The 25,273-nt window shown below is 32.8% G+C and carries 18 protein-coding genes and 1 pseudogene; 4 read left to right on the forward strand and 15 right to left on the reverse strand.

Annotated features, from left to right (window positions below; genetic code table 11):
- Positions 1-162: 162 nt before the first annotated feature.
- The 3 genes from mobA to mobC all read left to right on the forward strand — a co-directional run bounded on the left by mobA (position 163) and on the right by mobC (position 4,053).
- Complete coding sequence (mobA, locus tag ACNH59_RS01375; protein ID WP_418263669.1) at positions 163-609, forward strand: conjugal transfer protein MobA; 447 nt, start codon at positions 163-165, stop codon at positions 607-609.
- Positions 606-1,922: a conjugal transfer protein MobB gene (mobB, locus tag ACNH59_RS01380; protein ID WP_418263670.1), complete on the forward strand. Its 1,317-nt coding sequence runs from the start codon at positions 606-608 to the stop codon at positions 1,920-1,922. Before mobA ends, mobB begins: the two co-directional genes overlap by 4 nt.
- A gap of 130 nt (positions 1,923-2,052) precedes the next feature.
- The gene (mobC, locus tag ACNH59_RS01385) at positions 2,053-4,053 is read left to right on the forward strand and encodes a conjugal transfer protein MobC (protein WP_418263671.1); all 2,001 of its coding nucleotides are present in this window, start codon (positions 2,053-2,055) and stop codon (positions 4,051-4,053) included.
- 84 nt (positions 4,054-4,137) lie between these two features.
- Here the strand turns inward: mobC and ACNH59_RS01390 are convergent, their stop codons facing one another.
- Entirely contained in the window at positions 4,138-4,269 is a 132-nt protein-coding gene (locus tag ACNH59_RS01390; protein ID WP_418263672.1) for a hypothetical protein, read from the reverse strand.
- Positions 4,270-4,481: 212 nt separating this feature from the next.
- Here ACNH59_RS01390 and ACNH59_RS01395 point away from each other — a divergent pair, with 212 nt between their 5' ends.
- Positions 4,482-4,658, forward strand: a complete 177-nt coding sequence (locus ACNH59_RS01395; RefSeq protein ID WP_418263673.1) for a histone H1 — start codon at positions 4,482-4,484, stop codon at positions 4,656-4,658.
- 116 nt (positions 4,659-4,774) lie between these two features.
- Here the strand turns inward: ACNH59_RS01395 and ACNH59_RS01400 are convergent, their stop codons facing one another.
- From ACNH59_RS01400 to ACNH59_RS01465, 14 genes and pseudogenes are all read right to left on the reverse strand, one after another.
- Entirely contained in the window at positions 4,775-6,850 is a 2,076-nt protein-coding gene (locus ACNH59_RS01400; protein ID WP_418263674.1) for a DNA topoisomerase 3, read from the reverse strand.
- A gap of 20 nt (positions 6,851-6,870) precedes the next feature.
- Positions 6,871-8,292, reverse strand: a complete 1,422-nt coding sequence (locus ACNH59_RS01405) for a DUF3945 domain-containing protein (RefSeq protein ID WP_418263675.1) — start codon at positions 8,290-8,292, stop codon at positions 6,871-6,873.
- Between the two features lie 85 nt (positions 8,293-8,377).
- Entirely contained in the window at positions 8,378-8,683 is a 306-nt protein-coding gene (locus ACNH59_RS01410) for a helix-turn-helix domain-containing protein (protein ID WP_418263676.1), read from the reverse strand.
- Positions 8,684-8,952: 269 nt separating this feature from the next.
- Positions 8,953-9,801 (reverse strand): RteC domain-containing protein, encoded by an 849-nt coding sequence (locus ACNH59_RS01415; RefSeq protein ID WP_418263677.1) that lies wholly within the window; start codon positions 9,799-9,801, stop codon positions 8,953-8,955.
- Between the two features lie 460 nt (positions 9,802-10,261).
- Positions 10,262-10,543 carry a helix-turn-helix domain-containing protein gene (locus ACNH59_RS01420; protein ID WP_418263678.1) on the reverse strand — a complete coding sequence of 94 codons (282 nt, stop codon included), beginning with the start codon at positions 10,541-10,543 and terminating at the stop codon, positions 10,262-10,264.
- A 43-nt stretch (positions 10,544-10,586) separates the two neighbouring features.
- Entirely contained in the window at positions 10,587-11,720 is a 1,134-nt protein-coding gene (locus ACNH59_RS01425; protein WP_418263679.1) for a glycoside hydrolase family 88/105 protein, read from the reverse strand.
- A 101-nt stretch (positions 11,721-11,821) separates the two neighbouring features.
- Positions 11,822-13,291: a hypothetical protein gene (locus tag ACNH59_RS01430; RefSeq protein ID WP_418263680.1), complete on the reverse strand. Its 1,470-nt coding sequence runs from the start codon at positions 13,289-13,291 to the stop codon at positions 11,822-11,824.
- 174 nt (positions 13,292-13,465) lie between these two features.
- A complete protein-coding gene (locus tag ACNH59_RS01435; protein WP_418263681.1) occupies positions 13,466-14,170 on the reverse strand; it encodes a hypothetical protein in 705 nt (234 codons plus the stop codon).
- 17 nt (positions 14,171-14,187) lie between these two features.
- Positions 14,188-15,813: a RagB/SusD family nutrient uptake outer membrane protein gene (locus tag ACNH59_RS01440; RefSeq protein ID WP_418263682.1), complete on the reverse strand. Its 1,626-nt coding sequence runs from the start codon at positions 15,811-15,813 to the stop codon at positions 14,188-14,190.
- Between the two features lie 20 nt (positions 15,814-15,833).
- Positions 15,834-18,920, reverse strand: coding sequence for a SusC/RagA family TonB-linked outer membrane protein (locus ACNH59_RS01445; protein ID WP_418263683.1), 3,087 nt, complete (start codon positions 18,918-18,920; stop codon positions 15,834-15,836).
- 63 nt (positions 18,921-18,983) lie between these two features.
- Positions 18,984-19,255 (reverse strand): annotated as a pseudogene (locus ACNH59_RS01450) (IS982 family transposase); the annotation flags it as partial.
- A 1,565-nt stretch (positions 19,256-20,820) separates the two neighbouring features.
- Positions 20,821-21,825, reverse strand: coding sequence for a GntR family transcriptional regulator (locus ACNH59_RS01455; protein ID WP_418263684.1), 1,005 nt, complete (start codon positions 21,823-21,825; stop codon positions 20,821-20,823).
- An 81-nt stretch (positions 21,826-21,906) separates the two neighbouring features.
- Positions 21,907-23,331, reverse strand: coding sequence for a hypothetical protein (locus ACNH59_RS01460; protein WP_418263685.1), 1,425 nt, complete (start codon positions 23,329-23,331; stop codon positions 21,907-21,909).
- Between the two features lie 132 nt (positions 23,332-23,463).
- Positions 23,464-25,230 (reverse strand): sulfatase, encoded by a 1,767-nt coding sequence (locus ACNH59_RS01465; RefSeq protein WP_418263686.1) that lies wholly within the window; start codon positions 25,228-25,230, stop codon positions 23,464-23,466.
- Positions 25,231-25,273: the final 43 nt, after the last annotated feature.

Consider the following 25,273-nt stretch of genomic DNA (forward strand, 5'->3'; position numbering starts at 1 on the left):
CCAGTTCCGCCGACAGGCGGACGGATTATCTGTTCGCCAGAACAGAGCAAGTTGTGTTTTGAGGCACCGGAAATGAATTCCGTGCCTCAAAACAACTTGCCCTTGCAGGAAGCTTGAAAAACCCTCCGAAGTCGGTGTTTTATAAAATTTATAAATGGATTGATGATGAAAGGACAAGAAAACAATAAACAACACAAAGGTGGCAGGAATCCGAAAAAGAATCCCAGCACTCATCGTTATGTTTTTCGGCTAACAGATGAGGAAAACGCCAAGTTTCTTTCGCTTTTTGAAGCTTCTGGAGCAGATACTAAAGCGCATTTTATTACTTCCATCCTATTCGAAAAACAAATCAAAACGGTAAAAATTGATATAGCAACAATGGATTACTACATGCGATTAACCACTTTATATGGTCAGTTTCGTGCCGTTGGCGTGAATTACAATCAGATTGTGAAGATATTGTACCGTAATTTTTCCGAAAAAAAAGCAGCTGCATATCTCTTCAAATTGGAAAAACAAACAATCGAATTAGCTAAACTATGTCAAGAAATTATACAGTTGACCGAAGAATTTGAAGCCAAACATTTGAATACAACTGAGAAAAAATGATAGCAAAGATTGGACGTGGAGCTAATATCATCGGTGCACTTTCCTATAACCAACTTAAAGTGGATAAGGAAAACGGAGAAATATTGGCTACCCATAGAATAAGAGAAACAGTTAACGGAAGTTATACCGTTGCTCAATTGTATCATTCGTTTGAACCCTATCTCATTGCAAACAAAAGAACAGAAAAACCCGTGTTGCATATTTCTCTCAACCCTGACCCGAGAGACCAAGTGAGCGATGAAAACTTTAAGCAAATTGCAAATGATTATATGAAATTGATGGGCTATCAAGACCAACCGTATGTAGTTTTTAAACATACCGATATTGAACGAACGCACATTCACATTGTATCCACTTGTGTGGATCGAAACGGCAAAAAAATATCAGACACTTATGAAAAATTCCGTTCCATGGATGCCTGTCGTGAACTAGAACAGAAATTCAAACTAATTCCAGCGACTGCAAAAGAACACAATCCTAAAAAAGAACTCTTCAGGCCTGTTGATTACAGAGCTGGAAATATAAAAAGCCAGCTTGCATCGGTAGTAAGGCAATTGCCAAAGTATTATCAGTTTCAAAGTTTAGGAACTTACAACGCCTTGCTTTCGCTTTTCAATATTACGGCAGAAGAAGTAAAAGGAGAATTACACGGAAAGCCTAAACAAGGATTGGTTTATTTTGTATTGAATGAGCAGGGAGAAAAAGTAAGTAATCCATTTAAATCCTCACTTTTTGGAAAACATGCGGGCTTGGAAAACTTACAGAAACAGTTCGAAAAATCTAAAGAGAAGATGAATCCATCTTCTAGTAAAACAATACTAAAAAATACGATTGAAATTGCCATGCATACCGCTACTAATGAAACTGAATTTAAGAAACAGTTACTAGAACAAGGAATTAATTTTGTTGCGCGTCGAAACACCGAAGGACGTATTTATGGGATGACCTTTATAGACCACGAATCACGTACTGTTTGGAACGGATCACAATTAGGAAAAAATCTTTCTGCCAATGTTTTTAACGAATGGTGGAAAAGTGAAGATATTGTAAAACGTCAAACTTCTATCCCAAATAAATTGCACCATTTATCATCTAAAGAAAAAGACAATCCAACAGCTGAGACTGAACAACCTCATCATCTTTTTGATTTTATGAATAAGGGAGAAGTTGCAAATACCAATTCTAATTTTGGTTTAATCGAAGCATTTGGAGGGATTTTACCCGAAGTTCAAGGAGAGGATTACGAAGAACAAGCGTTTGCCAATCAAATGAAGAAAAATAAGAAACGCAGAAAACAAGGCGGTAAAAAATAAATCATACTTACCTATTTACATTCAGCGTTTAAAGCGCCAAATGATTCCAATAAGAGCCATCTAGTTCCATATTACAAAAAAGGTTTTGCTCCCCTATTAAATTAACCAAAACATTTAATTTATTGAAAACATGCAAGGAGAAGACGATTTAAGAGGACTCGCCAAGATTATGGCTTTTATGCGTGCAGTAAGCATTCTGCTACTATTGATGCACTTTTACTGGTTTTGTTATGGTTTCTTTTTAGAACGAGGTTGGACTTTACCAATCATTAATAAGATACTAGGCAATTTCCAACGGACAGCCAATTTATTTTCTTATACCTTATATTCCAAGCTCTTTGCTGTAGTCTTACTTGCGTTAAGCTGTTTGGGCACTAAAGGAGTAAAAAACGAAAAGATTACTTGGACCAAAATCTATACCGCCTTAATTATCGGTTTTATCCTTTTCTTTCTCAATAGCCCGTTGCTAAGATTATCTATTGAAATAGCAACAACTTTATATATTCTCACAACATCATTGGGATATATCGCTTTAATGGTAGCTGGAGTTTGGATCAGTCGTTTGCTTCACACCAATCTGATGGATGATGTATTCAATAACGAGAACGAAAGTTTTATGCAAGAAACTAAATTGATAAAAAACGAATACTCTATCAATCTTCCCACTAAGTTTTATTATAAAGGCAAATGGAACGAAGGATGGATAAATGTTGTAAATCCGTTCAGAGCCTCAATAGTGTTGGGTACTCCAGGATCAGGGAAGAGTTATGCCATTATAAATAATTACATCAAGCAACATATTGAAAAAGGATTTTCGATGTACATCTATGATTTCAAATTCGATGATCTTTCTACTATTGCTTACAACCATTTGTTGAAGCATACCGATAAGTACACCGTAAAACCAAAATTCTATATTATCAATTTTGATGACCCTAGAAGAAGCCATCGTTGTAATCCCATTAATCCAGATTTTATGACTGATATATCAGATGCCTATGAATCTGCTTATACGATAATGCTAAACCTCAACAGAAGCTGGATTCAAAAGCAGGGAGACTTCTTTGTTGAATCTCCGATAATACTGTTAGCCGCTATCATCTGGTTTTTAAAAATTTTTGAGAATGGTAAATATTGCACCTTTCCTCATGCCATTGAGTTACTCAACAAGAAATACGTCGATGTATTTACGATACTTACTTCCTACCCTGATCTCGAAAACTATCTGTCCCCTTTTATGGATGCTTGGCAAGGAGGCGCACAGGATCAGTTACAAGGACAAATAGCTTCGGCTAAAATTCCTTTGTCTAGAATGATATCCCCTCAACTTTATTGGGTAATGACTGGCGATGATTTTTCATTGGACATCAATAATCCAAAAGAACCTAAAATACTTTGTGTGGGAAATAATCCAGATAGACAAAATATCTATTCCGCTGCATTAGGCTTATACAATTCGAGAATTATTAAACTAATCAATAAGAAAGGACAATTAAAAAGTTCCGTTATTATTGATGAGTTACCCACCATTTACTTCAGAGGATTAGATAATCTCATTGCTACAGCTCGAAGTAATAAAGTAGCCGTTTGTTTAGGCTTTCAAGATTATTCACAATTGACCCGTGATTATGGTGACAAAGAAAGTAAGGTTATCCAAAATACCGTGGGTAATATTTTTAGCGGACAAGTGGTTGGAGAAACTGCCAAAAGCTTATCAGAACGGTTTGGTAAAGTACTTCAGAAACGACAAAGTATGACCATTAATAGAAATGATAAATCTACCTCTATCTCAACTCAACTAGATAGTCTTATACCAGCTTCAAAAATCTCCACATTGACGCAAGGAATGTTTGTGGGAGCTGTTTCAGACAACTTTGACGAACGTATTGAACAGAAAATTTTTCATGCAGAAATTGTGGTGGATAATAACAAAGTCGCTAACGAAACCAAAGCGTATAAAAAAATACCTGAGGTTCTATCTTTCGTTGATGAAAATGGTACCGATAAAATGAAAACCGAAATAGAGGCTAATTATAGGCAAGTAAAACGTGATATAGTTCTAATAATCGAAAGTGAATTGGAACGCATCAAAAATGATCCTGATTTGCAGCATTTGGTGCAGGAAGAATAAAAGCCATTTCTTTTATGAAATGGCAGTATTCCTCGTAAACAGGTATAAACTTCTCAATTTACATTTTTAGAATAGTGAACAAAATCACTTTTTCCCTGAACTTTTAGATGGTTTTAGTGAAGGCGTATTCCCTGGTGTACTTTTGTTGTCACGCTGACGTCGATCTGGTTTTCCTGTGGAATCTGCTATTCTTTTCGGTCCTGGTTTAAGTGCCATAATTTATAGGTTTTATTGATTAAACAATCCAAATATAGTCAATTTTAAAATAAGAAAAAACACATAATTTCGTTTACCTAATTTTAAATTTAATTAGTTACCACTTTTAGTTTACAAATTCACTGATTGTATCAAAAAGAAAAAAAATCATTATCCACATAAGATTTCATTTGATATTATTATTTTTACTCCTTATTCAAAAGAAAAAAAACATGAAAGAACTAATCGAAAAAATTGCTACAGAGTTTGAAACATTCAAATCGGATGCTGACTTACAAACTGAAAAAGGAAATAAAGCCGCTGGAACTAGAGCCCGTAAATCTTCTCTAGAATTAGAAAAGCTTTTAAAAGAATTCCGAAAATCATCGTTGAACGAGTCGAAAAAATAGTAAAAAAGGCTATTTCACATGGTAAGTGAAATAGCCTTTTCTTGTTTTCATTTCTGATTCAAACTCTCAAATACAAGGCAATAAAAAATTGGTTTAAACCGAGAGCAGCTTCGTTATTACTTCTTTTTCTTTTGAGGAAAAGAAAAAGTGGTCTCCCCTTTTTCATCCATTACAATGAATGCATCAAATTTTTTCCCAGATTTGCTTGTCATTCCTTTTAAAATTCCCGTTTTACCTTTATTGATTAACATTTCCAAATTCTCTAGACTTAACTGAACACCACATATATTTCGAAACTGAACCCAGTTACAACTTTCCTTGGGGCATTTGATTAATTTATCGCGTATTATTATTTTTTGATTTTTGCATTTCGGACAAATTAAATCTGGCTGTTTTTCGTTCTCAACTGATAACTCAAGTAATTCTTTTGTAATTGTCTTAGTAAAGTCTTCCATTCGCCTTTGAAAGTGTACTGCATCTGCTTCATTATTTTCAATCTTTTGCAATTCTAGTTCCCATTCGGCTGTCATCGCTACATCAGCAATTTTATTATCCTTTACCCATTCGTAAACCTTTAATCCTTTTTCTGTTGGCAATAGAGATTTTTTTTCTCTTTTGATATACTCCCTTTTGAAAAGTGTTTCAATAATACTGGCTCGTGTTGCTGGTGTTCCAATCCCTATTTCTTGAAGTATTTTACGCTCTTTTTCGTCGTCAATCTGTTTTCCAGCATTTTCCATTGCTGCCAGCAAACTTGCTTCGGTGTAAAGAACGGGAGGTTTGGTTTTCTTTTCCAAAACTTTTGCCTGCTTAATTTTTACCTCATCGCCTATTTTAAATTCAGGTAAATCTTGAACAGAATCGTTATCATCAAGGAAACTTCCCTTGACCAACCTCCAACCAGGTTCAATAATTTTGCTTCCTTTCAACTTAAATTCAGAATTAACTACTTCTAAAGTAATATCAGTTAGCTCTTTTGTACAAATTGAAGACACGGCCTCAATTAAGCGGTAGGCAACCATTTCATAAATAGCTTTCTCTTTGATTGACAATGCAGATGGAATTTTATCAGTAATCAATAAACCATGATGATCAGTAACTTTTAAATCATTAACAATACGCTTATTCAAACGTCCTATTTTCATTTGACGAATAATATCCTTAAATTTTTCCAACTCACTTATTACTTGTATCAATTTAGGTATTTCTATCCATAAATCTTCAGGTATAAACTTACTTCCCGTACGTGGATAACTAATAAATTTCTTCTCGTAAAGACTTTGGGCAATCGAAAGAGTTTCTTCAGCAGATAAATTCAATTTTATATTAGCTTCCTTCTGTAATGCAGTAAGGTCAAATAGTAAAGGTGGTTGTTCATGTACCGTTTTTGTTTCTAGTGATACCACTGTAGCCACTCCCTGTCTCTGTATAAATTTCAAAGAATCATTCGCCTGTTTACTCTGATCCCATTTGATAGCGGAAAGACTTTTGAAATCAATAAAATCTTTACGATGTTCTAACTCTATTTGCCAATATTTTGTAACGACAAACATTTTGTTTTCCAAAAATCGTTTACAAATAAGCACTAATGTTGGTGTCTGTACTCTTCCAAGAGAATAAATCCCCCCTCCTGAGACAATCGTTAAAGCTTGCGAAGCATTAATACCTACTAACCAATCAGCTTGGCTTCTAGCTGCTGCTGCAAAATATAAACCATCAAAATCTTTTCCTGCTTTTAAATTTTCAAATCCTTTGAGAATGGCTTTTTCTGTTAAAGAACTAATCCATAAACGTTCAAATGGTTTACGACATTTTAAATAATCATAAATATAACGGAAGATTAGTTCGCCTTCACGACCAGCATCCGTAGCGACAATGATACTTTCGCAATTTTTTAAAAGCTTTTCAATTGTTTTTAATTGTTTCAGTACACCTGCATCTGGTTTATAATGATTATTTTCTCTTTTCTTACGCACTGTTAGTAAGAAAGGCTCAGGCAATATGGGTAAAGTTTCTCTTTGAAATCCTAAAACACCATATTCTTCAGGCATAGCCAAAGTAACTAGATGCCCGAATGCCCAAGTGACACAATAGCCATTGCCTGTTAGGTAACCATCTTTCTTTTCGATGGCTCCTAACAGGCTAGCTATTTCCCTTGCAACACTTGGTTTTTCAGCAATTACTACTTTCATCTACTTAACTTTTCGAGTGATTAAAGTTTTCGTGCTTTTGATTTAGCAGCTACTTTCGGTTTTTCCTGTTGCTCTTGTTGCTTCTTAGAATCAGGATTAATCTGTTCTTTTTTCAAAGGTTCTTTACTATTTTTAGTAGCTTCATTGGTTTTGCCTTCGGAATTAACCGCAACTTGAGTTTTGCTTTCTTCTTTTGGTTGTGCTTTTTCCTTTAATTTGTTAGGGTTATCAAAAGAGAAAACTGTTTTTGCAGTTTCTTTGTCAAATGTGATATATCCTTGATATTCTTTCCCTTTTTTGTCAACCAAACCACTTACATAAACAGTTTGCCCCTCCTTGAACTTTTGATATTGTTGTTCGTCAAGTTCTTTTCCTCTAAAATTTCGTGGTGCCTCTTCTTGCTGGTTTTGAGATTGCTTACTATTTGTTCTATCGAAAAGAAATTCTACATAACGCTTGTCTGCATTGAATTGCACAGTTGCATTGAAAGGATCACCCTTTTTTGAAATCATACCTTCAATGTACAACGGTTTACCTTCCATTAAAACTTGCTTTTGTTGTTCATCCAACTTTACTCCCTTTATTTCCTCAGGTATTTTGATAAGATTGGAACGTAGTGCAATGAGTTCGTTAGTTAATCTATCAACACTAATAATGGAAGGAATAGTTTCACCAGTTTTGGGATTGGTTAAATCAACCACTCGTCCTATGTTTCCTGTTTTAAGTAAGTTTTCCTTATCTTCTTTTGTAAATTCATGACCGAAGAATGGAAAATTCAATTGCGGTTCTTTGCGAATGCCATGTATGGCAACTACGACCTGTCCGTCATCATTGGTTTGCAAAGAAAGTCTTGCATCCATACGAGTAATTGCAGTTCCCAAATTAAGACTTATGGGTACTAGTTCATTGGTTTTATAGCCTTTTAATAATGGATCAATTAAGTTCATTTTTTCGAGACGTTCTTTACTTAATCCCAGATCAGACAAAGCTTTCCAATCTATTTGTTCTAATTTAAAACGGTTTTCAGTTTCTGTTGTTGATTGTGTTGTTTCCATAGTATTCCTATTTTTTGATTTATAATCTATTTTTATTTCATGTTTTACAAATAGTTTTTCTCCATCTTTGGTAGGGTTTTCAATGGCATTTTGCATTTTATTAGCTACATCAACTGCTCTCAGTGCTGGTACTCTAAAAAAGTGGAAATGTGTAGGATTCTTGAATTGCTGATGAAAATTGCTAAAAAAATTAGTAAACAGATCCCCGTGTTTGTCTACTCGCATAAACTGGCTGTCATTCTTTTCTTCAGGTGAAACAGTTTGCCGTTCCTGATTTTTTCCAATACCCTTGACTACCTCAATCTTCTTTTTTTGGTTATCGAGAACTAACAAAACATCCGAAAATTGTTCTTGAAATTTTGGTTCTTCTATAGTATGTTTGTCCATTACTGCCACATTTATAATTTGCTATCCCGAAAATAATTAGATAAAAAAAACTTATTTCAAAATTGACTTCTAGTGGCATTAGTTTTCACTTTTTGTCCTGTTTTTTAAAGGGGTTATTAAAACTATCTCGAATAAACTGGTGCACATCTGATAGTTTATAATAAAGCTTTCCACTGATTGTATAATACGGTAGTTTACCTGATGAACGGTAACGCTGAAGTGAACGTCCACTTATTTTAAGCATCTGTAGAAGATCTTGATTATCCAGCAATTCTTCTCCGTCAATTGTATTTCGTAGCTTTTGAACATCAATTATATGCTCATTTAAAATATCAAAGCGATCCATGATACGCTCCATCCATGCTAAAAATTCCATTCTGTTAATATTCATACTGCTATCCTTTTATTTGTATTCATTTACAATTACTTATTATAAGCGGTACAAATTTGACAAGCAGCATGATAATTATCCGCCAAGTTGTACCAATTGGAAATGACGATTTTTAAAATTTTATAATGAGTATGTTTACCCTGAAACTGTTATTATTGTAGCTTAAAAAAAGGGGGAATTAATCCCAAAATCCTTTTTTACCCATTGGCACTCATGGCCATAAAAAAACAGCGTATTGAAAACGCTGTAAGTAAACAAGAAGGATGAGATTATGCTAAATCTTTATCCATGTACTCTTCCATGGCTAGTTTCAGTTGGTCTAAAAATGTGGTTCTTGAACCCGCTCTATCCTTCATTCGATGAAAAGCATGATGAATATCTCCTAAGGGAATTCTAAATAAAATGTGGAAAGCTAAACTAATTTTTCGAATGCCAATTTTACCATGTGAAATAACTCCTGAAGCATGTAAGGCATAAATTAATTCAATTAGAGCATTTTTAGAACCGGTCCAAAAAATTTCTTTGGTGGATTCAGGACTTTGTAGCATGAATTCTGTTTTATGATCTGTGTGGGTTTTAGCTAATAAATAAGCATACAGCAATTCATTAGCAATAATTCTGGCAATCTTATAATCATAATAAGTTGAAAAACTAGTGTCTATTTCAAAAACAAAACTGTTTAATCCATTGTGATAGTTGATTTTGCCTAGTTTAAAATATTCTGTATCCCTATCAGTTCTTCTGGCTCGATAGTACCTATAAAAATCAGAATTGCAAATGTGGTCATTATACTCTTGTTTTAAATCTTCTAATTCATTAGAAAAAAAAGTATGGTACATTTTTCCATTATTCACAGGACAGGATGTCTCTATCCTAAACACTTTGTTATAATAAATTAACTTCCCTAATATTTGAGGTTTTATATTTTTAAAAAAATTAATCTCTTCAGTGTCATCCTTAAAACCTTCAACTACAATTTTCTGTTTAACGCTATTTAACAATTCCCTCAAATAAGTAGTAATTCTATACGATTCTTCTATTATATTATCTGTTTCTCCTGAAACTTTCTTTTCATATTCTTTTACTTCAATAAGTAAATTATCTAAAGACCTTTCCATTTTATGTTCATTTTAATTTCTTAAAAAAACATAGCCTGTACAAATAAAATAAGCTTTCCCAATAAGTTTTATATTATATAAATGAATCAAAAATGAGAAACTAAACGCTATGTCTTAAAAAGATTTGCATTAATATTTAATATTACAGAGTGATATCTTCAATACAACTTTATTTTTTACTTCTAAATAAGAGTTGTAAATTCTGACATATTAATCTTAACATAATTTAATGAATTTTATTGCACATTCGAAGTAAAAAAAATATTACAACAAAGTTAACTTATCTATTAAATTTTAAAGTTCTTTATATCCACAATCTTAGTAATAAGACTAAAATGCTCAGCAAAAAAAATCCTAATTCAATAATATTGGTCATACTTTAATTTTATGATCTAAAATACACCTCTAATTGTGAGACTTTTTTCGCATAACAAATTATCAATGATTAATAAAGAAAGTACTAAAAATCGGAAAAAGTTTTAATATATTCTATGGCTTTGATTCCGAATTTTTTAGTGAAGCATCTACTAAAGTTTTTTTGAGTTTTAAAACCTAATTTATAACTTATCTCTGAAATATTTATTTTGCCTTGTTCTAAAAGTTGTACTCCTTTTTTTAGACGAATGTGTTGAATAAATTCATTTGGAGTCAAATCAGATGTAAAATAGTTTTTTCCATCATAATTGGATAATGTTAAAAATAAAAAAAAGTTATTCCGATTTTTTTCAGAATAACTTTTCAACTTACACAGTTAGTGAAACACTACCTTTTAATATATGATAAACTCACTTTTTCAATTTTAGGACTTCACTACCTGCCAACAAGTAAGCACCAGTTCCAAAATTTTGCCAGCTATCCACAGTAGCTGGTTCTGGAAAAGCCCCAATATTTTGTACCCAACCTATCATTCCATTCTTATGTTGGCACTTGGTTAATGCATTCCACGCTTTCTTTACAGCTGGCAAGTATTTTTTTTTATCCAACAAACCATTGTTAATTCCCCAAGCCAACGCATAAGTATGAAAACCACTGCCACTCGCTTCTCCATGATTGTAGCTATCAGGTGACAATAAACTAGTGTACCATAAGCCATCTTTAGATTGTAATTCAAGTATTCTCTCAGACATTTCTAAATAAAGCTTTTCATAAAATTGACGGTGTTTATAAGTACCTGGCATATCAGTTAAAATCAATGCTAAACCCGAAATTACCCAACCATTACCTCTTGACCAAAAAACTTTTTTTCCGTTTGGTTCTTTTTTATCTGTATTACTACCAGTCCATATAAAACGAGCATCTCTTGCGAATAAACGCTCTTGCTTATCATACAGTTTATTATAGGTTTCCATATAATACTTATGCATTTCATCAAGATAAGTCTCATCTTTAGCGTGCTTTGCATACAAGTTTAATACTGGGGGAGTCATAAATAAGGCATCACACCACCACCATAAAATATTTTTTTCAGGAGCTTTATCCGTACCTTCTTTCCATGAATTAGGTTTATACAAATGGGCTTTCAAAAAATTTTCTGTTGGTTTCAAATCAACAAGATTTTTTCTCCCAGATTCCATATCTAAATAAATATAACTATATGAAATAGCGACATCATCAGCATGATATACTCGTTTATATGTTTCCCAATTATTACGATAGCCCTGATTTTTTAGAGCTGCTTCAAAAATTTGATTTTTTGTTACTGCATGTGCTCTTGCCACACCCACATAATAAGCACCTACTGTCCAATCTGTTGGAGCATCTGCAAAAATAGGATGTGCTTCCTGCCATTCTAAAGCTTGAATCATTGAATTCTCAATTTTAGATTTATCAAAGACATCTTGTGCTATTGTGTAACCACAAAATGAGAAATTAATAACTATCGCTAAAAATATTGATTTGAATTTTGTCTTACTTACCATTTTTTATTATTTTTTTTAAAGGTTATCATATTTTATCACTAAGAATAAAACTTACCTTAATGACATTATTCTTAATACTAAGCCTAATTTTAATATTATTATTAATTTTCTTTTAAAAAAAACTCTTTAGCACTTATCAAACTAAACTTATCTACATCATAAAACACTAAATAATCCACACTAAAACGCTGAGACCTACCAGCTAAAGTTAAAGTGTATTTTGATCCTTTTTTGAATCCGTAAATTAGATTATAAAATTGATGCGTTCCTTTTTCTGCTCTTTGTCCCCAATGCCATTCTAACTCAGGTGTTTTTGTACTTCCTTCTTGAAAATATTTTAAATAATGCTCCAAATCATCTTTAGGTAAATTAGTGGCTGATGTGAAATCACCTTCCATTTTCACAAAGACATCATTACACAAATCACCTCGACTCCCTTCTAACCGTTTGCTAGTCATCATCAGTAATCTGAAATTTCCGTCTTTTGGAGCTACAAAGGTGTATTCCAAAGGGGAATTAGGTTCTCCAGTATTAGGCTCATTTCCTGTAAATTCAATAAATGTTCCACCAGAGGCATTTTTTACGTAATTTTCATCACCCATTTTCACAAGATTCCATTCTTTTAAATTAGAAACAGTATTTTCAGCTTCCATAAAGATATAATCGTTTGCTTCCAGTTTTATTTCAGGTGTTGGATTACTATTTTCAATGGATTTATTTTCAAAAAGTGCTTTCACTTCTTTCCAACCAGCTTTATCATTTCCACCATTGGGACCACCTGTAATCAACCAATAAGTCATTCCAGCATCTGAAATATCAAAATGTTTTTCGGTATTAGATTTCCAACGTTCCAACTTATCTACTTGATAGGTATCATCCATCGAATATAGCCATTGCCAGTCTTTATTAAGGCTATTTTTCAACCATTGCCAATTAACTATATGAGACTGAAAATCGTCTTCTCCATTTGATTTGTTTTGGTCTATAATATCATAGTAAGTAACCGTTGGAAAATCATTCTTCATATCTAGCCATGTTTTTTCAGTTTCTCCATGACTGTGTTCATTATTCCATTTACTATGAGAGATAGCATGAATAAATTGCCTTTTATCTTCTGGAGTTGCAGCTATCATTGTATAAGCCATTTGCATTGGTCCAGCACAGATAAACCAGAGTGGATTTTTTACACTGCTCTTTTTAGCTTCTTTTACAAAATTGGCTATTGCAGCCTCTTTTTCAGTTTGGTCATTAAACACTTTTGTCACATCAAGTCCAAAACGTTTTGCACCACCTTTGGCTACATCATCCATGATTTTTTCCCAACCCTCTCTAGAGTTACCTAAATGATTGTTGTAGTCATAGTGGACAAATTTCTCTTTTAAACCAGCATAATGCAAAAAGGCTAATGAAAAAGCAGTAGCCCCCCAATCATCAGAATCATGTAAATTCCCATCAGAGCTAAATGCAATACGACCTTTGGGCATATTAATTTTTGATTTTTGAGCATCACAGACAATAGTTGAAAGAAGCGAGGCTATCAGGAAACAATATTTTATTTTATTTATATTCATCAAGGAACAAGGTTTTATTTGTTTAACTTTTATTAGGATGGTTTTTCACTTCTTTTTTTAGAACAAAACCTCTTTAGTAAACAACAATTTACTAAAGAGGTAAAAAAAAAACTAAACACAAACTAAATTTTACACTTTACAAAAAGCAACTTAATTGGCTTTATATGTAAAATATTAATATGGTTTGTTTCTAACAGGATCACGTAACATATGTCCAATACCATTTTTAAAAACATAATTGTGATTATAAACCGTTTCCCATTCTGCTAAAGCTGTAGCAGGCAATGGTGCTGGGTCTCTATTAATGGTTATTGTCCATCTTACGTCACGCGAAAAGGCAATCAAACCGTCAACACCAGGAATTAAGGTTTGAAATAAATACCATACATCATAATTATACAAAGTAGGGACTTGTGCGATATAAGTAGTAACTATATGGTACCGCAATACTTTTTTAAGTTTTTCTAATTTTTCAGGAGTATTCACTTTAGCCATTGTTTGCTCAGCGGTTTCACCTGTTGGAACACTAGATGACCCTGTTACAATTTGAATAACATTTCCAGAGCCCGTAAAAGCAGTATTATTCAACAACAAATAGGTTCTATCCTTGGTTGTAACTTGATTAAACTCCTCAACCATATCTGCTTTTTTAATAGCTTCAACCAAATAATTAAAATCATCATTAATATACTTGCCAGTTGAAAGTAAAGCCGGATTTCTCGTTTGTATATATTCCCAGGCGGTCATATTCGCAAAAGGATCAGTAGTATCCACTTCTGGATTAAAATCATATTGGTCTTGTAGAGGTAAATTATCACAGGCTGTTAGCCCTAACAACAACGTCAGGATGCTAACATATTTTAAAATTTTTATTTTCATAATCTTTTTCAATTAAATTAGTTAGTATATCCTAGGTTTTGGGGCAACAATTTTGGATTTTCAATCAAATGCTCAAAATATACGGGAAATAATATTCTATCATTAGTCAAAGGAACTGTTCCAGGTATTGAAGCATTTTTTGCATTTATAATATCAATGGCTATGTTTGTTCTAACCAAATCCCACCATCTTTTACCTTCGCCAAATAATTCTAATTGTCTTTCATCCAAAATAAAATTTTCCCTAGCTTCTTTGGTTGCACCAAATTCAGTTGGCGTTACCAATGGTAATTTTCTAGCAGTTCTAATTTGATTAACTAAAGTCAACGCCTTGTTAGTGGTAGGAACCACACCAGGAGTATTATTTAATTGATTTTCGGCCTCAGCCAACAATAATAACATACCCGCATAACGATAAATTACGATATCAGTTTCATCAAATTGAACATTAAAATTGGTTTTTTGCCATTTTGCAATACGAGCTTGACCCACTGGGAAACTTCCAAAACTGGCAAAACCACCTTCTCTACATAAAAAATAACGCCAATCTCCATATACTGGTTCAGTCGTATTTACTATAACACCACCAACAGTAGTTGATACTTCTCTAGTGAGTACTGGTGCTACTCCTGGATATTTAGCTTCCCAACCTGCTTTATCAATTGGAAATTTTTCTTGCCATTTAGCCTCTACTGTAGGAGACATATAAAATGATGGAAGACCCGCAAAAAACAAATTCGCAACACCTGATCTATTAGCATTTCTACTTCCCGGATTATCTTGTTCTTCAGCTAGATTATAATTAATGGAAAACATTAGTTCTGGACCTGTTTGTATCTTACCTCTAAGACCTGAGATATTAACACTCGGAGGATTGTTATAAAACAAATCTTCCCATGCTTGAACAGAAGTTACTAGGCTATGTCCACCAATAGCAATCATTTTATCTAATGCTTCCTTTGCTTTTGGGTAATCTTTAAGCCACATATACACTTCGGCCTGTAAACAAAGTACACTTACTTTTGAAAATCTAAACTTATCATTTGTTCTAGTCATTAATTCCTCTGCTTTTAGCATATCAGGAATAATAACTGTGTTCATTACAGTTGTAGCATCAGTTCTCGATTTTTCAATATTATCAATACCTAGAGTAGGCTCCGTATATAAAGGAACTGCGCCCCAAACTCTTATAGCATCAAAATACGCAAATGCTCTAACTGCATAGGCTTCTGCTAAGAAATTTTTATCATGAGCTGGAATCGCTGGTATGTTTTTGATAGCAAGATTACATCTATTAATCATATTGTAAAACACATCCCATTTTAAAGAAGATGCATTTGCATTTGTAATATTTTGATTCGATAACTCGATATTAAAGGCCGATGCTGACGCATTAAATATCCATTCATTATCAGAACGACATTCACCCCATAAAAAATATTTTTCTCTATAAGCTGCCTGCATACCATCGTAAATTCCGATGACACCTGATTCAGCATCCTTATTGGTCTTCCAAAAATTATCCTGACCTATTTCACTAATAGGTTGTAAATCTAATATATCATTACAAGATGTACTCAAAGCCACGACAGTTAGTAGCAGAGCAAAAATCTTGATTCTTGAAGTGTCAATATATTTTTTCATTATTATCATATTTTTTGTTATTATTTTAATTGCACTTTTAAGCCTACGATAAACTCACGGTTATTAGGATACCTCAAATTGTCGAGTCCAGGTTGCAAAGCATTTCCTCGATTCCCTAATTCAGGATTATATCCTACGTAGTTTGTCCAAGTCAAAACATTATTAACAGCAAAATTTAAAGAGAAAGAACTAATACCTTTTATGTTTTTCAGGAAGGTTTTAGGAAAATCATAATTAAACTTTACATAGCGTAATTTGATATAATCTCCTGGAGTAACAAAAAAACTATTCGGTGCATTTCTATTTTGAGCCACTCTTGTTAACCTTGGATAAACAGTAATATCACCAGGATTTCTCCATGAACCTTCAATATAATCAGGTCCTGGGGTTTCATTATTACTACTCAAATCATTAGTAGCTTCATTCCATCTTCTATAAATATCTTGTCCTAAACTATAATCAAAAAGGAAACTTAACTTAAGATTTTTGTATTTAAATTCATTCGAAAAACCACCATAATATTTAGGAATTCCATTTCCTAAAACCTTTCTGTCATCAGCAGTAATAACATTATCATTATTAAGATCTTCCCAGATAATATCTCCACCTTCTAGAACTGCTCCGCCTAGAGTATTCTTTTTAACTACTCCTGTATATGCTGCACCATTCAAAGTATAATTTTGAAAAACACCCGCGTCATTAAAATTAGGAGTTAACCTAGTCCCATCAGGTGCATATGCATTAGACTCATTATATTGATAAATACCTAAATTAGTGTAACCAAAAATATTACCTATAGGCTGTCCTTCTTCTACTTTATAAGCCCCTGTTTCAAATGACACTCCTTTGTCTAACTTAGTCACTTTATTTTCTTGATACGCAATATTAAAACTACTATTCCAAGAAAAATTCTTAGTTTTAAAAATGGTAGCGCTAACTGCTATATCAATACCTTTATTATCCACATTACCTACATTTTTACGGATACTTGTATAACCTGATTCTTCTGCCAATGGTACATCATATAATAAATCCGAAGTAACTTTTTTCCACAAATCAACATTCAATGACAGTCTGTCCTTAAACAACCCTAAATCAAAACCTAAGTTAGCAGAAGCCGTTTGTTCCCATTTCAAATCAGGATTCCCTAATACTGAAGGTGCAATACCTCCTAAAAGCCCATAATTATAACCCGCAGCATAAGTTCCTGTAAAATCAAAGTCATCTATGCGTTCGTTCCCCACAATACCATAACTTCCTCTTACTAATAAGTTGCTAACTGTATTACTGTCTTTTAAGAAATTTTCTTTACTTAATTTCCATCCTAAACTGGCCGATGGAAAATTTCCAAATTTATTATTCGTTCCAAACCTTGACGAACCATCACGGCGCATGGTAGCTGAGATCAAATATTTGCCATCATAATCATAGTTGAATCCTGCAAATAAGGAATAGAGAGAGTGGGTACTATTTCTCGTTCTTGTTGAAATACCAATCGTTGCTGGATCAGCATTACCAAATGTTTGTATGTATTCATTAATAAATTTAGAACCTATATCAAAAACTTCAGAGCCATACTTTTGGATTTGCATTCCTGCAAATGCACCCGTAGTATGTTTTTTCCATGATTTTCTATAATTTATAAAATTTTCTTGTTGTATGTCATAAGTAAGAGAATATCTTTCCTGACCTTCTGGAGGATTAGGTTGAGTCTCTGTAATCAGTGGACTAAAATAGTTGTATTTATTAGATCTGTAATTTATTCCTAAAGTTGATTTAAATGTAAGTTTAGGTGCAATTTCATACTGAGCATAGTTAAAAACTTGTGCTCTGTAATCTCTATTCCTATTAGTCAATAAGGTTTGTGCCAATGGATTTCTTCTACCTGCGATTTCAGGTGAATAACTACCATCAGGTTCAAATACTGGAAAATAAGGAATTCGTTCCACTATCTGCTGCAATACACTACTCTCATTTATACCATTAGTATCTTCATAACTTAAATTAATCTTACTTCCTAAAGTGAATTTTTTTGATAAATTAACATCCACTTTAAATATCGTACTCATCCTTTTGTAGCCGCTATTTAAGATAATTCCTTTCTGATCAATAAAACCTGTATCCCAATACACTCTCGTCTTATCGCTACCAGATGTAAGTGCAACATTGGTCTGCTGTCTAATAGCTACTCTCGTAATTAATTTTTGTAAGTCCCATGAGTTTCTACGAAGTAAACCCAAAGAATCTCTTTCAAAACCTGTTATATTAGCGGGGTTATTCTGTCTTAGTTTCTCATAAAGAATTCTTTGACGTGTATTTGAAACCCTTAAATCTCCTACTAAACTATTGTAGCCTGTATTACTTGTAATATCTACTTTTATTTCTCCCTTTTTACCTGATTTTGTAGTAATCAACACAACACCATTAGCTGCTTTAGAACCATAAATCGCGGCTGTGGCGCCATCTTTTAAAACTTCAAGAGACTCAATACTATTAGGATCTAAATTATCAATATCATCTAATTGCTGACCATCAACTACATACAAAGGATTTGTACCTGAACCAAAAGTTGACACCCCACGAACACGTATATCAAAACCGCCTCCAGGACCTCCATTTGTTAAAATCTGTACCCCAGAAAGTTTACCTTGAACTCCCTCAAGAGCACTAACCGGTGTAGCCTGCTCAATAGATTCGGCCTTTACACCAGATATTGAACCTAATACTTTCTTTCTTTCAACCGCAGCATAACCAATGATAACGACCTCATTTAATGATTCCGTAGATTCCTTAAGTGTAACATTGATTACTTTGTTACCACCAATTGCAACTTCTTTAGTTGAAAAACCCACATAATTGAATACTAAAGTCTTCGCTCCTTTAGTTACTGAAATGGTATAACGCCCTTCAAAATCTGTCACTACACCTTTTTTAGTCTCTTTTTGAATTACATTTACACCAGGTAACGGAAAGCCGCTCTCATCCTTTACCACACCTGCAATTCTATCTTGGGCATTCGAACTAATTGACGTCATGGTTAAAAACACCACAATCAATAATAATCCGAAACCCGAAAAAGTACTTTCTTTTTTTCTTTTTTGTTTCATAATTAGTTTTGGTTTTAACATTTATTTATTTTGGTTTTAAATTAGATTAATTAATTCAAGTTGCTAGTTAATAGTTTTATTTAATTGTAATCCAAAGTCAAATAGAGTTAGTTTTATAAAAAATCCTTCCAATGTAACTGCATGGATTGTTTTAGAGAACACTTTACTTTATACCGCCTATTGTTGTCTCTACTCTTTTTTCTCATTTTGATTTTTTTACTTTTTTATTGTTCTAGCGCATCAATCTTTTCCCGTTTTTCTTGTGCAAAATGAAAGGCTATTGGAATTAGATCTTTTGTGGTTAGTACTGGTACTTTAACATCATAAAAACAATTTTACTTAACCTCCTACTATATTTTTTTTTACTATCTCAAGTAGTAACTTGAATTAATAAACAATTAATTGGTTAATTTCATAGAATAGCAAACTTAGATATTTGAGAGGTTGATTTCCTTGCACTATTGTGCTATTTTTTTCAATATTTGTTCGTTTTCACAATGCTTTACAGGTATTGACAGAATAATTAATTCAAGTCGTGGACATGCTAACTTAGCCGTCATAGAAAGTTAACAAATAATCATAATTTTACCCTATGAAACAAGTCCGCAAAATTTATGACAAAGCTCTTAAAGAGAAAGTAGTCTAATTGAGTTACGATAGAACCAACATATAAGAGTTTGCCAGAGAGTTAGGAATAACAGCACCACAGTTATATTAGTAGGAGCAAAGAGTTCGAAGAGTTTGGAGAAGGAAGCTTTCCTGGAAAAGGAAAAATAAAACTAACTCCAGAGCATGAAAAAATTCATAAACTATAGAACAGACTCAAAGATGCCGAGTTAAAACGTGATATATTAAAAAAAGCAATCGGCATTTTTTCCAAGAGCGGTCGATGATTTATAGTTTCATAAAAAAAAATGAAAAAGTATTACCGATGGTAAAAACAAATAATCACCGCAAGACAGAAACGAAAAATTCCCATAAAAGAACGGATTACATTGATTTATTTTGAATCCAAGCAATGATATGGAAGTCCTTGAATAACGTTAGAACTTCAGCGTTTTGCTTACAAAGTTTCAAGACCCGAGCCTAGCAAACAGGTGAAGCAATAACCATGGAAAAATACATGAAACAGTTAGGCTTGCGAAGTAAATAAAGCAAAAAATTCAAATTAACAACCAACTCAAATCATAATTATTTAATTGTCGAAAACATATTGAACAGAGAGTTTATTGTTAAAATGACTTCAAAAGTCTGAGTTTCGGATATCAACTATATTCAAACAAAAGAGAGATTTATATACCTAACCACCATTTGGATTTATATCACAGGAAAATTATAAGTTGGAGTTTGAGTGACGGTATGAATACTGATGGAACTACTCTTCTAGCATTGAAAATGGCAATTAAAAACCGTAGTATTGAGAAGGGTTTGATTTTTCATTGCTTCGCCTGTTCGAGCAGAGCTCTCGGGTCTGAAAGAAGTGCTCAATATACAAGGATAAAGTTTGTAAATGTTCTTGATTCCTTTAAAAAATTACCCGCAGTATGAGTCAAAAAGGAAATTCCTTCGAAAGTTTGCTAAAGCTTGTGTTTTGGGATAATGCAGTTGCGGAAAACTTTTTAAAATCCTTGAAAACCGAATTTACCCACAGTAACACACTGACTACCAAAGAACAAACAAAAATAAAATCTTTGACCCGAGCGAAGCGAACTGGCGAAGCAATATATTGAGATTTGGTACAACAGAAAACGGAGATATTCTGCTTCAATTAAGCAACTATCGAAGAATTTAACAATCAAATTAATTACAAAAATATAGCTTAGCTTAAAGTGCAGTTTTTATTTGCATATCCAAATGCTCACAATGATAAAAAACATTATTTTGCCATTATTAAAAAAAATTAAAAAGAGTTTCTATCATTAAGGTAAAAAGGTACTTTGACTCTACCACCTTGATTCTTTATGATCATTTCAGCAGCGGTTTCTCCCATTTTTTTATAATCTGTAGTCATTGTTGCAATATTCAATAGGTCTTTAAGGGGACAATCATTATACGAAATAATACCTAAATCCTCCCCTAGTACTAAACCATTGTCTCTAATTTGGTGAATTAAATTAACTAAATCATACTCTTCAATGATTATAAATAAATCTCCGGTATTGAGTACTATATCATTACAAATTTTATCTAGAATCTCAAATTTCATTTCAAATTCAAAACAAAATTTCTTAAACCCCTCGACAATTCTTCTTGGATAAGGATAAACAAATCGTTCTGGGTAAACCAAGACAATTTTTTTATATTTGACTATTTTATCCTTTCCTTCTTTCATTGCCTCATATATATCATTTTCAAAATTCTGATAAACAGCGGCAATGTTATTATCTTCTATTAATGGTGGTACTATATTATCTAAAAACAACAACTTATTTTTAGGTATTTTATAAATTGCTTTCAATACTGTTTCAGTATAACTAGTATGTTTTTGTTCATCCGTTTTGAAATGTGGCATCACAACATAATAATCATAAACTAAATTAGCTTGATTTAAAGTCTCCAAAAAAAGTAATTCATCACAATGATATACTACCAAATTAACATCAGAATTAACACCTATTTTATTAACAAAACAATCATAAATATTAATTTTATAAGGACTCATCTTACTTATCAAAAAAAGGATATTTAATTTATGCTTTGTTTCTATTTTTGCTGTATAGGTTCCTTTTTTAGGTATAGAAATAATAATGTTGCGATCTTTCAATATATTATAAGCTTTTTCCACAGTATCTCTCGATAAATTAAGATTCTCACTAACTGTATTTATAGAAGGGAGTTTCTGATTTAATTTAATATTACCATTAGAAATATTATTGGTAATAGCGCCTACTATTTGCTTATACATGGGTACTCGCGAATTTTTTATAATGTTGATGTATTTTATAATATCCATAAATCTCAAGTTTTTTTATCAAATAAACACCTACTAATTAGTCTTTAGACGATTACTAAGTTGTTGCTCAAATAAACTTTGAGGTACTACATTCTTGCCTTTTGACTCAATATATCCAAATGGTTGATTGGATGTACAACATCCCTTATCAATATGTTTTCCTATACATCCTATAGCCCAATTAGTATGATCTCCAGGAGGATCTTGAATAACAATATCAGTAGCACTACAATTCCAAAACATACAAGTTGCTCCTGCCCATCCATGACCACTTCCTGAAATCCCCCTATTTTCTACACCAATTTTATTCTCCCCAATATCAATAGAATCAAATAGCAAACCAGTTGCCCATCTATGATGAGGTCCAGTAATACTTTGGGCATTTATAGATTTACATTTAAAAAAAACATTAGGTCCTGCCACTGTTGCCCCAGTCACATAATCATGCCTTCCTTTCTCGCTAATACAATTTTTAACCAAATTTTGCTCTCCCAATACATTAAAAGAGTACATTCTACCTCCCGTGACTATCCCTCTTGCATTTCGCATTTCACATGAATCAACGGTGATTTTCATACTTGTCTTTTCAATATTAATACATGAATAAGTAAAATAATTTGCATAAACATTAGTTGCCCAACCATTTTCTACTTTCATAAAAGTCACCGCATTCCAAGCATGATTTTCATCAGTTTCAGAAGCATAGTAAGAATCTAATTGGATGTTCTCAATTCCTACTTCTTCCATTTTTCCGTTCCAAGTATATTTATATAGATATCCTTCTGCATACGTTGAATCAATTAAATCAACAATTGGAGCATCAAAAATGATTTTATTTCCAAGAACCTCAACTATTTTTCTTCTGTAAGTAACCGTAAATTTCTCTGGTGTCCAATCTTTAGCCTTTGGATCTGTTTGACTTAAAATATCCATACCCAACATTTTAATCCAATCTTGATTGGGTTTTCTTTCAATCATAATATCATCTCCTTTTTTAAACGCACGGTCGTTTTCAATACTAACCGATTGAGCACCTACTGGTACATACGAATCTATTATTTTATTTTTGCTTGATTTTATTTTTTCAGCTGCGGAGAGACCTTCAAAAACAATAAAATTAGATTGCTCTTTTTGAGTAGCTATAAGAACAGTGGTTTTTCCTTCACCTCTCAATACAAGCCCGCTTTTTTTAACCTTTAAAACACCGTTAACTTCATATTTTCCGGCTTTTAAAAGTAATGCTCCTCTAAATCCATTAGAATCGGGCTCTAAAGATTCCACCTCATCAATTGCTTTTTGGATATTACTTAAGTTATCTCCTTGTATTGCATTAATTACCTTTCTTACTGGAACAAATGGAATTATCTTTTCACCATGATGATACCCTACATAGCTATAATCAGGGATTTTATTTCCTTTTTCATCTTCAACATAAGTTAATTTGCCTTTACTATCCAAACCTAGAAGTTTTGATGTTTGGGCATTTACACAAAATGAGATTAGGCACGCTAAAAAAAATATTTTATCTTTCATTATATATTTTGACTTTTTATGAAAATTCTATTTTAAAAACATTTGTACTGTGTAAATCTAAAACTCTCTTGTAATAATATTACTTGGTTTATATCCTATACGATGTGCTTGAGTCATTAATCGGCTGCCTTTACGTAAGTTTACAATAGGTATGCTATACACTGACCATTCTTTTGGTTCTTCATTCCCCTTTGTTATAATTTTATAACCTATAGAAGCCCCTTTTGTTTCTGAACTAATTGTGATTTTTTTATCTGAGACAACTATTGTGGGATTAATCGTTACTGGCTGCTTATTTTTACCTTCCCATAAATTATTTATTAAATCTCGTTCAAGTAAATTAGGATTATCTCCAACTGCTGTCAACCAACGATCCATTTCCAATCTTAATGTGACCAGTTTATCTTTATATTTCAGATCATTTGCTAAATTATTAAGCTCATACGGATCGACCATACAATCAAACAATTCTTCTGTTGGCTTGTTTTTTCTAAACCATTGTTTTTGAAAATCATTTAGTTTTTCTTCTTTATTCAATCGTAATAATTCTTGCATGGTTGGAATATTTTGTACGTAACCAAGCGGTAAATAATATCCTTGTTCGGGTCTGTAATTTCTGAGATACTTAAATTGATTGTCTCTCACTGCTCTAATTACATCTGAATATTCATCAAAACGATCTGCTGCAGCATGTATGTATTTTCGCTTATTTTTTGCTTTATACTTACCTAGAAAAGCTTGACCTTGCATATATTCTTTCGGTTTTTCTTCAATTAACGACAACAATGTTGGAGCAAAATCGACAAAACTTATTAATTGATCATCTTTGGTTCCTGCACTCCATTTTTTAGGAAACCTTATTATCATTGGTGTATTTAAACCAGAATCATAGGTTAATCTTTTTTCTCTTGGTAAAGGCCCTCCATGATCGCCATAAAAAAATATGATGGTGTTTTCCAGCAAACCATCGTCTTCTAATTGTTTAATAACCGCGCCAATCTGTTTATCCATTTCGGCAATATTGTTATAAACCTTCCACATGTCTCGTTTTACTACATCGTTATCAGGTAAATAAGGTGGTATTTTAAAATCTATATCTCTTGGCACGTGGATGGTTGACTCAGATTCTTTCATCCGTTTTTGACCGTTACCTCTTATTTTGAAATTTCTATCTCCGGCTGCGTAAAGTCTTTCTTCATGATAGCGTAAACCATATGGCTCGAACAAGCCCGATTCGTGTGTTTCATGAAAATTGAAAACAGCAAAGAATGGTTGATTGTTTCCTCTGTTGCGCCAATGTGCATAAGGGCTACTTTCGTTCCAGGCTGTTACAGGTGGGTTAAACTGATAGTCTTCTTTATAATTATTCGTGCAGTAATAGCCACTTAATCTCATCCACTCACTTATCATTTTTAAGTCTGTTGGTGGTACTGCCTCGTATATTGGCAGTCCTGTTACTTCGATAAAGGAATTTACCCTCATATTATTTGCTCCAATGCTGGTAGGATACATACCCGTAGCAATGGTGGCTCTACTTGGTGCACAAACGCCAGATGTTGAATATAAATTTGGATAAATTACACCTTCATTGGCTAATCTGCTAAGATTTGGTGTTTTTATTGTATTATCTCCAAATGGCGGAATGTATGCGCCTAAATCTTCTGTAACAAGCCATAAGATATTAGGGCGTTGTGGCAGTTTTATTGTTTTATCTTCAGCTTTAGTTATTGATTTTTGTTGCGAGCAACCTGTTAACATTATTAAGCCTACAAATATTCCAATTAAAATTGGGTTTGAAATAATTTGATTTTTTATTTTAAACATTGAATGCTGATTTTAAATTACGGCAAGGTTTAACAACTACGCT

This window comes from Flavobacterium faecale (assembly GCF_048320115.1).
In the GTDB taxonomy this organism is placed as follows: Bacteria; Bacteroidota; Bacteroidia; order Flavobacteriales; family Flavobacteriaceae; genus Flavobacterium; species Flavobacterium faecale_A.